Source organism: Paraburkholderia jirisanensis (genome assembly GCF_054782355.1).
On sequence record NZ_BAAGSQ010000025.1, the window covers coordinates 464,261 to 476,615 of the forward strand.

The 12,355-nt window shown below is 61.0% G+C and carries 11 protein-coding genes and 1 pseudogene; 4 read left to right on the forward strand and 8 right to left on the reverse strand.

From position 1 onward, the window contains the following. Positions 1-61: 61 nt before the first annotated feature. From ACYVNQ_RS13860 to ACYVNQ_RS13870, 3 genes are all read right to left on the reverse strand, one after another. Entirely contained in the window at positions 62-826 is a 765-nt protein-coding gene (locus ACYVNQ_RS13860) for a sensor histidine kinase (RefSeq protein ID WP_460903066.1), read from the reverse strand. Between the two features lie 117 nt (positions 827-943). Then, positions 944-1,711, reverse strand: a complete 768-nt coding sequence (locus ACYVNQ_RS13865) for an SDR family NAD(P)-dependent oxidoreductase (protein WP_460903067.1) — start codon at positions 1,709-1,711, stop codon at positions 944-946. Positions 1,712-1,880: 169 nt separating this feature from the next. After that, positions 1,881-3,533, reverse strand: coding sequence for a hypothetical protein (locus ACYVNQ_RS13870; protein ID WP_460903068.1), 1,653 nt, complete (start codon positions 3,531-3,533; stop codon positions 1,881-1,883). Positions 3,534-4,114: 581 nt separating this feature from the next. Between ACYVNQ_RS13870 and ACYVNQ_RS13875 the strand changes: the two genes are divergently transcribed. Continuing rightward, positions 4,115-4,414: a hypothetical protein gene (locus tag ACYVNQ_RS13875; protein ID WP_460903069.1), complete on the forward strand. Its 300-nt coding sequence runs from the start codon at positions 4,115-4,117 to the stop codon at positions 4,412-4,414. A gap of 87 nt (positions 4,415-4,501) precedes the next feature. Here the strand turns inward: ACYVNQ_RS13875 and ACYVNQ_RS13880 are convergent, their stop codons facing one another. From ACYVNQ_RS13880 to ACYVNQ_RS13895, 4 genes are read right to left on the reverse strand one after another with little or no spacing between them, the layout of a single operon-like run. Then, positions 4,502-5,461 (reverse strand): HlyD family efflux transporter periplasmic adaptor subunit, encoded by a 960-nt coding sequence (locus tag ACYVNQ_RS13880; protein ID WP_460903070.1) that lies wholly within the window; start codon positions 5,459-5,461, stop codon positions 4,502-4,504. A gap of 39 nt (positions 5,462-5,500) precedes the next feature. Beyond that, positions 5,501-5,713 carry a DUF1656 domain-containing protein gene (locus ACYVNQ_RS13885; RefSeq protein WP_460903071.1) on the reverse strand — a complete coding sequence of 71 codons (213 nt, stop codon included), beginning with the start codon at positions 5,711-5,713 and terminating at the stop codon, positions 5,501-5,503. Next, entirely contained in the window at positions 5,685-7,181 is a 1,497-nt protein-coding gene (locus ACYVNQ_RS13890; RefSeq protein WP_460903072.1) for an efflux transporter outer membrane subunit, read from the reverse strand. The genes ACYVNQ_RS13885 and ACYVNQ_RS13890 overlap by 29 nt, the downstream gene beginning before the upstream one ends. After that, positions 7,178-9,340: an FUSC family protein gene (locus ACYVNQ_RS13895; protein WP_460903073.1), complete on the reverse strand. Its 2,163-nt coding sequence runs from the start codon at positions 9,338-9,340 to the stop codon at positions 7,178-7,180. Before ACYVNQ_RS13895 ends, ACYVNQ_RS13890 begins: the two co-directional genes overlap by 4 nt. Before the next feature lie 412 nt (positions 9,341-9,752). On the opposite strand from ACYVNQ_RS13895, the gene ACYVNQ_RS13900 reads away from it, so the two are divergent. Further along, on the forward strand, positions 9,753-10,289 hold the full coding sequence (locus ACYVNQ_RS13900; RefSeq protein ID WP_460903585.1) for a carboxymuconolactone decarboxylase family protein: 537 nt from the start codon (positions 9,753-9,755) through the stop codon (positions 10,287-10,289). Positions 10,290-10,293: 4 nt separating this feature from the next. Here ACYVNQ_RS13900 and ACYVNQ_RS13905 read toward each other — a convergent pair. After that, positions 10,294-10,446, reverse strand: a pseudogene (locus tag ACYVNQ_RS13905) (leucyl aminopeptidase); the annotation flags it as partial. 207 nt (positions 10,447-10,653) lie between these two features. Between ACYVNQ_RS13905 and ACYVNQ_RS13910 the strand changes: the two are divergent. Both ACYVNQ_RS13910 and ACYVNQ_RS13915 read left to right on the forward strand, forming a co-directional pair. Continuing rightward, on the forward strand, positions 10,654-11,418 hold the full coding sequence (locus tag ACYVNQ_RS13910; protein ID WP_460903074.1) for a tetratricopeptide repeat protein: 765 nt from the start codon (positions 10,654-10,656) through the stop codon (positions 11,416-11,418). A 108-nt stretch (positions 11,419-11,526) separates the two neighbouring features. Continuing rightward, positions 11,527-12,309, forward strand: coding sequence for a helix-turn-helix transcriptional regulator (locus tag ACYVNQ_RS13915; protein ID WP_460903075.1), 783 nt, complete (start codon positions 11,527-11,529; stop codon positions 12,307-12,309). The last annotated feature ends 46 nt before the right edge of the window (positions 12,310-12,355 follow it).

Consider the following 12,355-nt stretch of genomic DNA (forward strand, 5'->3'; position numbering starts at 1 on the left):
AAGCACACTGGCTCACCGAAAAGCGCTATATGTCATTCACAATGGCCGATCTTCGTTGCGTTCATCTGTCGCGTATGCCCGCCATGCTTTGAAGGTCGAACGCGTAGCTCATACCCTGTCGTTCGCGGCGCCTGACAACCAGCGTGCCGCCGTGTGCCTCGATAATCGAATGACAGATCAAAAGTTCCATTCCCCATTCGCAACCTATGAGAGCCTGCGTCGGGTCTCGTCCATCGAGTATTCCTGCTGCAATATGAGGCCCTGTGTCGATTATTTCGATACATACGCGTTGCGTGCCGCATCCCTTCGCGGTCACCGTCAACTCGCGGGGCCCGGCAGTCGTGCGCATCGCCTCGATACAGCTGGTCATCAGGTTGAGCAGGACCTGCTGAAGCCGCAACCGATCACCATTCATCGATGGCAGCGCCTCCTCCATCGATACGCTCAGAATGATGTTCTCGCTCTCCAGTTCATCGCTCAGCAACTGCACGACCTGGCCAATACATTCGGCTACTGACAAATTTTTCGACCAGGTCGGCGGTCGCACGAGCGAAGCACTAATTCGATTGACGATTTCGTCCGATCGGATCGCATTCTCAACAATGCGGTTCAACGCGCTTCGCACCTCAGCAAGGTTCGGCGGATCTACCGCAAGCCAGCGCGAACCCGCATTGGCTGATGTCAGCATCGCGGAGATGGGTTGCCTGATTTCGTGAGAGACATGCGCCATCAATCTTTCGAAGGTCGACGCCCGGTTTGCCCGCGTAATTTCCGTCCGAATGCCGCGTAGTTTGGCGTTGCCCTCGCCGTGCTTTCGATTCTTCATCCCTGTCCCATTCGTTTCCAATGAAAGGTCAAAGGACACTTTAAGTTCCAGGTGCGCCCGCAGCAATGGCAAGCAGACTTAAAAAACTGCTCATTCGGATCATCATCAGAGCCTACATCAGGCTATCCACCCACCGTCGACCGTCAGGCTTTCCCCGGTTGTGTAGCCCGCTTCAGGACTCGCAAGATAGGCCACGGCGGCGGCAATTTCTTCCGGCTTGCCGAAGCGACCCACGCTCGCCAGCTTCGTCATCGTTTCGTGATCTTGAGTGCCGGGCTGCGGAGCGAGTTCGGTGTCGATCGGACCTGGCTGTACGGCATTGACGGTCACACCATGCTTGCCGAGCTCACGTGACAGGCCACGCGTAAAGCCGCGAATGGCAAACTTCGACGCGATGTAAAGCGTCACGCCGGGCAGCGGCGCTGCCTCGCCAAAGGCGGAGCCCACGTTGATGATGCGGCCCCAGCCCGTCGTGACCATCCGCGCGGCGGCATCTTTCGCGAGTTCGATCGGAGCGCGTACATTCAGATTGAAGTGCGTGTCGTACGACGTCTCCGACGAATCGAGGAATGGGCCATATTCAACGGTGCCCGCATTGTTGACGAGGATATCGAGTCGCCCATCAAAGCGGCCGCCGAACGCACCATTTAGCGAATTGACGAGCGTCTTCACCCCTTCCGGTTGCGCCAGATTCGCGCCGACGGTTTCCGCTTCCCCGCCCGCATCGCGGATCGCCTTGGCCACTGCGTCGGCACGCGCCGGGCTGGACGCGTAATGAACGATCACGGATGCGCCATCGCGCGCGAGACGTGCCGCGATGGCAGCGCCGATGCCGCGGGAAGCGCCGGTCACGAGCGCGATTTTGCCTTTGAGAGCCTGGGTCATCATTTACCTCGATAGAAAGTGGCGATGGCGCTGCCGGCTCAACGAGAGTCCGGAGTGCCGCATCTGTACCGATGTGCTTGCACACGGGTCGATGTGCATCGTCCTCCCAGGAGGAAATGGAGGGTAGCTGTCGGCGAGGAATAGCACTTATTCCCGCTCGGATGAGGCATTAACGCATTCCGGTACGCACGGACGCATCGCCACGTTCGGTGTTGTCGATCAAGATCGCGTAATACGCATGCGCTTTGGCCTGATCGCCAATCAGCGTTGCCGCCTGGCCGGCTCCATAGATGGCGCGAAAGCGGTTAGGTTCCTTTGTCAATTCTTTCTCGAACTCATCCAACGCTTCATCCGACCGATGCAACACGAGCAGCATCTCGGCCAGCGACTCGCGCGCGGGCTTCAGCGATCCTGGTGCGACCGCTGCCTTCTCGGTCGCGTCCTCTCTTTCAGCCGCATCGCGCAACAGCCTCAGTGCCGCGTCGGATCTCCCTTCGTCCAATGCGATCCATGCGTCGATCTGCAGTTGCTGGATCATCACCTGCCCGGCCCAATACGCATCGTTGCCAGCTGCCAGTTTGTCGCGCAGCACACCCAGTTGCGCGGCATCACGCCGCGCAGCGGCGAGATGTCCGCTGCGTGCTGCACCCAACCCGCGCGCGAAATACGTGACGGCGTCGACCCAGGGGTACGGCGTCGGGTGTACCTGCAAGGAAGCGGCTTCACGCCACGCATTGCGTTCGATCGCAAAGTGTGCGGGAATCGCGGCCATCGCGTAGTACCCTGCCGATGGCGGCGCTGCGTTGCCGGGCGAATTGACGGGAATACGGGCACCGAGCGGTGCAATGCGCTTCACGACAGCGCTGGCGGCTTCATCCTGCCCGGTCTGCAGATAGGCGTACACCATGTAGTCCAGCGCGTGCAACTGCTCGGCCGCGGCGTTCGCATCCGTACTGGCGACAGCAGCCGACCGGAGGTTCGTATCGATCGACTCCTGCCACAGCCCGAGCCGCGTGAACGTATGTGAGGGCATGTGCAGCGCATGAGCCGCAGCTGGCGCGATCTGCGCATACTGACGCGCGGCGACGAGCGCGCGCGATGCGAGTTGCGGCGTGTCGTAGTTGTGGATCAGGTAGTGCGCAAGGCCCGGGTGGTCCGGGTGTCGCGCGAATTCCCGCTCGAGGATGGCGCCCGCCTTCAGGCGCTGCGCGAACGTCTTGTCGGCGGGATCCACATCCTGATCGATGGCGAGCGCGTAAAAGATCTGCGCCTCGATGTCGTCCGGCCAGGCTGCGCTGAGGCGGGCCATTGCGTCTTCATACGCAAGCGTGCGGTCTCGTTCGCTCACGCTGGCTGCGTCGTCATACAGTTGCTTCACGGCCATCACATAGTCCCGCTCGCGCTCGGTCTTGAAGCCCGACGCTTCTGCGCGAGCCACCGCCGCGGTGCCGGCGGCCAGCGCCTGAGACGATCGGCCGCTGACGAACGGGTTGCTCCACTGGCTCATTGCGATGCCCCAGTCCGCCATCACGCATGATGGATCTTGTCGCAGCACCTCGTCGAACGCATTGATCGATGCCGAGAACCAGAACGAGTGCAGCAACGCGACACCGCGATCGAATGTCGCTGCGACCGACGCATCGCACGACGTGTCGAAATGAACGCTGCCGAGCGTGCTGTCCGTGTCGGGTTGACCGGCGGCCACGGAATCGGCGGCGGGCGACAACGCCATCGCGATCACCGCGAGGGCCGACACCACCACCAGACGGACACGCATGAGCACGGTTGCTGCAGGTTTCACGATGATGTCCGTTGATTGCATGGCGCGTTCGTTAGAGGTGGAAGCGGACTGCGCAGCGCATGACAGAGCTTCTTGAGGTTGAGATCCACCTCGAGCATCGGGCTTCCTGTGGCAGGAAGGTCAAGCACTCACTCGCATGCTGGCGCGAGATTGTGAATTCAGCAGAATGATCGAAGGCATCGACGTTGCGCTTCACATCGGCCTATCGCCAATACCGAAAGATTGACCATTGGGCAACGTGGTGGTTAGTAAAAGATGTTGATCTGAATGAGCATCTCTTTGAGACGATCGATGTCCAGGTAGCAACGCGCCGTTTGCTAGATTGAATTAACGAATCGTCGATGACGGACGAAAAAAGCAGAACAAAAATCGCAAGCGAACCCAGCAAGAACCCACTTTCCGTGCGTGTCTTTGTGATCGATTCGTGATCGATTCGTGATCCGAATAACCCTATAGATCGATAAGAAAACAAGCCAGACCATTTTCTTTTCGTCCAGTCTCCGTGCGGATAAGAGCGCCGCCACGGTGATTGCTCAATGCACGCTCAAACAGACGGCGATCGGCTGCGTCGATACTTCAGCCCAGCTATGGAGAGACGAATCATGAACAAGGCAATCAGCACATTGATCGCGGCTAGCGCGGCACTTGCGCTGTCGGGCGGCGCTTATGCGCAGGTCAACGACACACTGGCAACTCCGACCATCGTGTCGGCAACCGCCCATGCAACCAGCGGCTACGGCACGCCTGGCATCGGCAACCAGGACGGCGGCGTGAGCACCGGTGCGCCGAACTCGCGCCTACAGAAGAACGCGACCGATAGCTCGACCTCCGGCGTCGTCGCTTATGGCGTCAACAACACGCTGGCGAGGCCAAGCGTAGTGTCGCCGGTCGCCCGAAAATAATCGCAGCCGCTGCATACGCCAGTTGACGCGCCGGGCGCATTTGCGCGGACGAACTCGCCGCAGGCATTTTCCAGCGATGCGATCGCGTCACCGGCTCAGCTTCAATATCACCGTACACGTCGTGCCCATGGCCAGATGCACGCCACTGGGCACACGATCCAGATGAATCCGCACCGGCACGCGTTGCGCGAGTCGTACCCACGTGAAAACAGGATCGACATTCGCAAGCAGATTGCCTGTTCCACTCGGATTGTCGCGATCGACGATCGCACTCGCGATGCTGTCGACATGACCGTCCAGTTCGATGTCGCCGCTCATCAAACGGATAGTCGCCTTGTCTCCGACCCGAACGCCCTGAATTTTGGTCTCCTCGAAGTAGCCATACACCCAGAAGGAATTCGAATCGACCAGCGCCATGCGCGCGACACCGGCATGCGCGAAGTCTCCAGGATAAAGATCCAGATTGGCGATGTAACCGTCTGTCGGCGCACGCGCTTCGCTGCGCACCATATCGAGCTGGGCAATCTGCTGGCGCACGACAGCTTGCTGCAGATTGGCCCTGGCGGCGGCAAAGGCCGCATTGGCCGAATCAAGCACCGCGTACGACTGCTCTGCCTGAAGAGAATAATCAGAGCGGCTCTCCTCCGACACCACATCGCCGGACAAGCTCTTGCGTCGGGTCGCCTGATCGCGCCGCATCCGGTAGTCTGCGTTGCTGGCAGCAAGCTGCGCGCTGGCCTGCTTCTGCTGTGCCAGCGCTCGCGCCACATCTGCGTTGGCCTGGTCCAGCGCGTATCTGAAGCGGTCCGGGTCCAGCACGAAAAGCACGTCCCCCTTGTGCACCAGCTGGTTATCCCTGACACGAACCTCCTTGACGAGACCCGACACGTCGGTCGAAATATTGATGACGTTGGCGCGAAGTCTGCCGTCGCGGGTCCACGGCGCGTACATGTAGCGTTGCCAGATCTCGTGGACGAGCAGCAGCGCAACAATCAGTATCGCTGTCGTAATGGCAATTCGAATGACCAGAATCCTGTTTATGTTCATCGGTCTTCTTTGCCTCCCACCGTGCAGCGCGGCATAGGGCTATCTGTGAACCAGCAGCGCGGCGCTACAAAATAGCACCGCAAACAGGCCGATCCGCAACAGCCCGGGATGCCACGCAAACCGGTAAGCGCCGCATCGGGCGAGAATCAGATCCACCACCACAAAGACGGCCGCACACGCAACCAGCACGGGCAGCAAGGTGGGCGCCAAAAAGCCGAAGATTTCAATCTCGACGGACATGATCTCCTCCATGCATGACGTCCGGCGTCTCGACGACAGCCAGGCCGCCGCCCAGGTCCTTCATCAACAGCGTCCACTCGTCGACGCGACGTGCCTGTACCAGCACCAGATCTCGCTCCTGCTGCAGCATGACTTTCTGGGCAATCAGCACGTCGAGGTATTCCGTGATCCCGCCCACGTACGCGCGTTGCGATAGCTCGTAGGACTGCCTTGACGCGGTTACCGCATCCTGCACGGCGACCTGTTGTGTGGCCAGAGACTGCAGCGATGTCACCTGCTGTGCGACGCTTTGCATCGCCGACAGCACGGCATCGTTGTAGGTCAGCACGGCTTCGTCGTAATTCGCGGTTGCCACACCGTAGTTCCCGCGTCGACGGCCCGCGTCGAAGATCGGCAGGGAGATCGCGACGCCGACGCTGTGCCCTACCGCATCGCTGTTTATAAAATTAAGGAAGCCGCCGAACTGCGCCGTCGAAGCGAGCGATGCAGTAGCAAGGAGATCGATGTTCGGATAGAAGTCGGCGCGCGCCGCATCGATCGCCTTCGCCGCCGCTTCCGCACGCCAGCGTTTCGCTACCACATCGGGACGATGGCCAATCAGTTCGGCTGGCAGCGACGTCGGTAGTTCGGCGTTCATCTGACCCGGGGGTTTCGGACGTGTCAGCGAATCGCCGAAACCCGGTCCTTCACCTACCAGATAGGCAAGCTGCAAGCGCGCAAGCGCGATCTCGTTGCGTGTGCGTATCAGGTCGGCGAGGCCACCGGTGTACTGTGCGCTCGCCTGGCTCAGTTCGATACTGCTCGCGATGCCTGCACCGCGACGTTTGGTGGCTATTTCGACGTTGTGCTTCTCGTCATCGCTGATGGTCTGGTAGACATCGAGCAACGCATATTGCGCCGCCAGCTGATTGTAGATACGCGCGACACTGGCCCGAAGCTCGATGGTGGCGAACTGGGTGTCGGCCACCGATGCCTGAACCACATCAAGCGCGCCGGCCGCGGTCGCGCGATTCTTCCCCCACAGATCGAGGTCGTAATACAGGTCGATTGCGGCCGAATTGCGCCACACCGTCGTACCACCCGGCGGTGACGGCGAGGCGTAGCGCGGAAAACGCGTACGCGCGAATCCCGCGCCGCCGTCCACCTCCGGCATTTCGTTCGCATACAGCGCCCGTGCATGCCAGATCGCCGCGGTAAGACGCGATTGCACGACAGCAAGCGACGGGCTGCCGGCAACCGCACGTTCCATCAACTGATCGAGTTGCGGGTCGTTCCAACGCTCCCACCACCGGCTGGTTGGCCAGCCCGCCGTACCCGCTGCCTGCCGCATCTGCTCGCCGGAGTCGAGCTTCGCTGCATCGATGAATGACGCTTCCGGCCTGATCCCTCCACCATTGATGCAACCCGACAGCGACACAATGCAGGCCGTCAACGCGACGCAGCCGCGATACGAACGCGAACGGACAGAGTGGGCTGTCATTGCCGGGTCGGCTTGCGTTCATCGCTCGCCGCGAGATGGTCCATCAGCGCGAGCTTCACGGAGAACAGGCCTGCCGTCATCCGGAAGATCGCCAGTTCGCGTTTTGGACTTTGCGGATCGGTCTGTTCGTCATGCTCGTCCTGCTCGAGCACGGCAAGTGCTGCATCGGTGGCCTTCACGGCTGCATCGCCTGCTTCGTTGCTCATCCGTTTTGCCATTGCGGCCACTGCATCGAGCCATGCCTGTTCCACCGGTGCCCAGTTGTGCGGCATGAGGTCCGAATAGAGCTCGCTATAGTGACGGACCTGCAGTAGCGTCGAAGCGATCCAGAACGACCCGAATGCCCAGTTTCTGGCTTCCTCACGATAGTGCGCGCTCAGGTTGGGCACGCTGACAAGCCGCAGAATCAGGTCGCGCATCGACAGGCCGATTTGCGCGGAAATGTTCGGCTCGATCCGTCCCGCCGCGGCATGCAGCAACAGTTCCTGCATCCGCTTGGTCAGGCGCTCAGCCGTCAATCTGCCCTCGTGAGGGAAAATCAGAAGAAATGAAGCGACCACGACCGCGATACCGAATAGCAGCGCAAAGCACCGGTCCAGAAGAAGCGGCGGATCGTAGACCGATGGGTTGGCAATATTCAGGATGGTTGCGAAGTACAGATTGAATGCTAGCCCCGTCGGCGCGAAACGCCGAAACGAGATGATGTAGCCACCGATAAATACCGTGGCCCCGACGCCCAACGCCAGCAGTTCGACTTCCGAAAAAAGCGGCAGGTACAGAAAAGTCACGATGAAACCTGCGACAGACGCCATCGCGCAACCGACCAGCGACTGGACACTCGCATTGGTCGGTGTCGGACTCAGCGAAGACAGACCGCTTGCGATACCGGCGGAAATCAGCGCGGTAAAACCGTTGGTCCAGCCTGACAGCACCCATGCGATGCCGACAAAACCCATCGCGCAAGCCGCGCGAATCCCGGCAATCAGCGCAGTGGACGGACTGGACCTGAGCTGATACACACGCATGAACGAAATGGCCTTGAAGATCGACTGCGTCAAGTGCGCGCCTTTCGTGACAGAAGCGACTCGCGATGCACTGCAGAACCGGCGCAGCGAAGAAACCGCCGCATAGATCTCCGAACCCGCCATTGCGAGCGCCGCGGTCTCCTGTGGATCCTTGCCGGGCCGCAATGCGCGTGCACGATTGATCAAGCGAGGAAGTTCGTATTCCAGTGCATGCAGTTCGTCGCGCAAGGATTCGATCGCGTCGTCGCTACGCAGGCCGGTTTGTTCGGCTCTCGACAGGATGCCGATCAGGCGGGTAAACAGCCGATCGACCCACTCCCGGCACGTGGGTCCTGCCTGCGCGGCCCCTTCCCTTGCGCGGCAGATGGCGTGAATTCGCGTCAGCGCATCGATAAAGGCGGATTCGAGCCGAAACAGCGCTTCGTGCCTAAGACGCATTTCAGGCTCTTCAAACATGGCCGCGGTTCGAAGCTGCTCGAGCGTCATGCTGTCCGTCACAAGACCGAGGTAGCGGCTCATCGGTTCCGTGGGCGAACTCCCGAGCGCGGCGATCTTCAATCCTTGCAACAACCTGGCAAGCGCATTCTGCCTCCAGCCCGCAAGGGCCGGCGTGACCCGTTGCGGCAGCAAGACTGCGCTGATCAGACTGCCGCTCGCGACACCGATCAGCACCTCGCTGACCGTGTAGATGACATTGGTCGCGACGTCATAAGGATTGGACCACTCAGGGACAGTCACGATGCTCGCGGCGTAGCCAGACAATACGAATCCGTAGGACTGGAAGTTCCGGTAGTACGAGGCTCCGGCCACAAACAGACCGACCCATAGCGCGAGGCCAGCAAGAAATAGTGGCGGCTGTTGCGCGAACATACACATCAGGACAAGACCCGCGACGCCGCCGAAGCAGATGCCTAACGCACGATAAAACGCGCGCGCGATCACCATGCCGCTTTGCTGATGCAGCATCACGATCACAGCGGAGACCATCGCCGTGCCTGGCGCCCGCAGTTCGAGCCGCATACAGATCAGCATGCAAAGTACGGCGGCAACGGCCGTTTTCAGCCCATGCAGAAGACGCGGGACCTCATCGTTGCGATAGGCAGCGAACCCTTGACGCAGATCACTCAGTACCATTGTGCGGCCCCGTTTGATATTTCAAACGCTCGCCAATCGGCAGCCGTTGCACAGGTGTGCGACGGCCATCTGATCTGAGCCTCGTCGACTGAACGTAACGCCAACGTGAAACCGACCGTATCAATATCGCACGGGAAATTTCAGAAAATATTGCGCTTGACTGCCGGTTGAGGACTCTGCCGGCGCAAAGAGTGATGCCGTTAGAGCGGTGCAGAGACCGGCTCTGATTGGCCTATGGACTCCGGCCTGGCGCTCGCTGGCTGTTGTGCGGTTAGCCGACCCGCGACCCCGATACGATCGACGTGAGCCGAACGAGCATGAAATTGAACCGCGCGAACTTCAAGCTGTGCGCCGCGGTTACTTAAATTCTACTCATGCCGTCGCCGATGGCACTCACAACAAGGAACGCATCATGTCACGTCTTGCCTCGATCCAGCCCGAAGCCGCCACGGGCGAAACTGCTGAACTGTTCGCCGCCATCAAGAAGTCCATCGGCCGCGTACCCAACTCCTTTGCCATGATGGGCACGCACGCGCCGGCAGCGCTCGCCGCCATTCTCGCCGCCGACCGGGTACTGTTCAAGGGCAGCCTGCCGCGCGCCGATCAGGAAACGGTCAAGCTGATCGTCAGCGAACTGGGCGGGTGCGATTACTGTGTCGCCGGTCATTCGGTGGTTGGCAAGATGGCCGGCCTGACGCCGGACATCATGCGTAAAATCCGCGCGGGCGACCCAACCGGCGACGCCAGACGCGATGCACTGGTGCGCTTCGTACGCGTGCTGATCAAGACCAGCGGTACCGTCGACGCAGCAGAAGTCGATCTCGTGCGCAACGCAGGCTACACAGAACGACAGCTCATCGAAATCGCACTGGCAATCGCCACCATCACGTTCACCAATCTGGCAAACCGGATCAATGACACTGTGATCGATTTTCCTGCCGTCGAGTGACCGCTTATATCCGGTACTGCCCGTCGAATACGATTCGTTCGTCGAACTGAAGCGTGCCGGAATCGAAGATCAGATCCAGGTGGTGGCTGCCCTTGGCGCCGCCACCGAGACCGAGATGCAGGCCGCAGTGGCGTTCGTCGAAACCGGCGTTGCGTCCACCAATCTGATCGAAGTGGCGATCGGCTCCGCGTGAGCCTCTGGAGCCGCCGTGCAAAACCGGCTAGAAGCGGATCGTCCGCCCGGCACCGTATAATCGCAGCAACGCTAACCAGTGGATATTCGGTAGCGGAGATTACACGTTGTCGCGAAATGCACGCGATAAAGCTGTCAGGCGTTCGTTGACAGACTCGAAGGCTCAATACCCATGTCATTTTTCGGAATCGGTCTACACGTTATCGTGGCGCTTGGTTTTGCCGTGCATGCGATCCGCACCCGGCAAAATCTTTACTGGATTTTTATACTTTTTGTTTTTCCGCTGCTCGGTAGCCTCGTCTATTTCTTTGCGGTGCTGTTGCCGAGCTTGCGCCAGTCGCGCGGCGGGTATGCGGCCGCGCGGGCCATTTCACAACTGGTCGATCCCGATCGCGCGCTGCGCGAGGCGCGCGTCGAATTCGATCGCGCGCCCACGGTTCAGCACCGCATGCGGCTCGGCGCGGCATTGCTGGCGGCCGGCAAGCCCGCCGAAGCGCTCGAGCAGTATCAGCAGGCCGCCAGCGGTCCATTCGCCGACGATCCTGGCCTGTTGCTCGGTTTGGCGCGCGCGCAGTTTGCCGTGGGTCAACACCCGGCCGCCGAGGCCACCTTGACGCGTCTTTTCAGCGCCCAGCCGCAAGCTCGCGATCAGGCCGAGCCCGCGTTGCTGTATGCGCGGACACTCGCTGCCTGCGGAGCGGCGAATACGCGCGCGGCGTTCGAGCGGGCGCTGAAGTGCGCCAGCGACGCTGCGCCGCGCTGCCTCTTTGCCGACTGGCTCGCGCAACAAGCGGATCAGCAAGACCGTCAGCGCGCCTACAGCCTGTACGCGGAGATCGTGCACGATGCGAAACACTGGCCGCGTCACGCGAGGGATCACAACCGCGAATGGCTGCAGCGTGCCCAGTCGGCATCCGGTTCGATGGCGTCGCGCTGAGCCGGTCCGGATTCGGTCTCGTATCCCGGCGACATGCCAGCAAACCGTTCCCCGCTAGCGCCGGCAGACGCCGTGCGATACCTCCGCTTCGGGCAACCGGAAATCGAAATGCTTCATGCGCGTTTTTACGCGCATCGCTTTGCTTCGCATGCGCACGACACGTGGGCCATCGGCGCCGTGCTACGCGGTGCGAAGGACACCTCGGCGCATGCCGGCAGACCGATGCAGGTCGCGCAGGGCGAGCTCTATTCGCTCGCACCGGACACCGCGCATGCCGGCCGTACGATCAGTCCCGACAGCTGCGAGTACGTGATGATCTACGTGCCCGACACCGAATGGCGCACCCAATGCGCGCTGCACGGGGTAGCGCCGCACGCGCTCGAGGCACCGCTGCGCGCGCGCCGGCTGGTTACCGAATTCGCGCACTTTGCCGCGCTGTCGTTCCGGCATCCACAGGCGCTGCAGGCCTATGTCGGCGAATGGACACTGTTTTGCGAGCGTGTGCTGGGCGCGCTGAGCCACTCTGGCGACGCACCGGCCACGTCGGTTGCCCCCGTCGCGGACGCGCGCCTGAAGCGCATCAGCGACTATCTGCATGCGTACGCCAGTCGCAACATATCGCTCGACGAACTCGCCACCGAAGCGTCGCTTTCGGTATCCGAGCTGTGTCGGCGTTTCTCTGCCGCGTATGGGTTGAGTCCGCATCGCTACCAGCTGGTGCTGCGCCTTGGCGCCGCAAAACGCATGCTGCTGGATGGCATCGCGCCGTCGGACGTCGCGCTTGCCAGCGGCTTTGCGGACCAGAGCCATCTCGGGCGTCACTTCAAGGCAATGTTCGGCATCACGCCGGGCAGCCTCGCCGGCACGCGCGGCCGCGCAAGAACGTTCTAGATCGCGCTGGCGGCAGCGCATACAGTGCGTCTGGTCTTCACTTCAG

Excerpts from the sequence above, each read along its gene's own strand:
- ACYVNQ_RS13870 (WP_460903068.1), bottom strand. The coding sequence starts at position 3,533 with ATGCAATCAACGGACATCATCGTGAAACCTGCAGCAACCGTGCTCATG.
- ACYVNQ_RS13900 (WP_460903585.1), top strand. The coding sequence starts at position 9,753 with ATGTCACGTCTTGCCTCGATCCAGCCCGAAGCCGCCACGGGCGAAACT.
- ACYVNQ_RS13915 (WP_460903075.1), top strand. The coding sequence starts at position 11,527 with ATGCTTCATGCGCGTTTTTACGCGCATCGCTTTGCTTCGCATGCGCAC.
- ACYVNQ_RS13860 (WP_460903066.1), bottom strand. The coding sequence starts at position 826 with ATGAAGAATCGAAAGCACGGCGAGGGCAACGCCAAACTACGCGGCATT.
- ACYVNQ_RS13895 (WP_460903073.1), bottom strand. The coding sequence starts at position 9,340 with ATGGTACTGAGTGATCTGCGTCAAGGGTTCGCTGCCTATCGCAACGAT.
- ACYVNQ_RS13885 (WP_460903071.1), bottom strand. The coding sequence starts at position 5,713 with ATGGAGGAGATCATGTCCGTCGAGATTGAAATCTTCGGCTTTTTGGCG.
- ACYVNQ_RS13910 (WP_460903074.1), top strand. The coding sequence starts at position 10,654 with ATGTCATTTTTCGGAATCGGTCTACACGTTATCGTGGCGCTTGGTTTT.
- ACYVNQ_RS13875 (WP_460903069.1), top strand. The coding sequence starts at position 4,115 with ATGAACAAGGCAATCAGCACATTGATCGCGGCTAGCGCGGCACTTGCG.
- ACYVNQ_RS13890 (WP_460903072.1), bottom strand. The coding sequence starts at position 7,181 with ATGACAGCCCACTCTGTCCGTTCGCGTTCGTATCGCGGCTGCGTCGCG.
- ACYVNQ_RS13880 (WP_460903070.1), bottom strand. The coding sequence starts at position 5,461 with ATGAACATAAACAGGATTCTGGTCATTCGAATTGCCATTACGACAGCG.
- ACYVNQ_RS13865 (WP_460903067.1), bottom strand. The coding sequence starts at position 1,711 with ATGACCCAGGCTCTCAAAGGCAAAATCGCGCTCGTGACCGGCGCTTCC.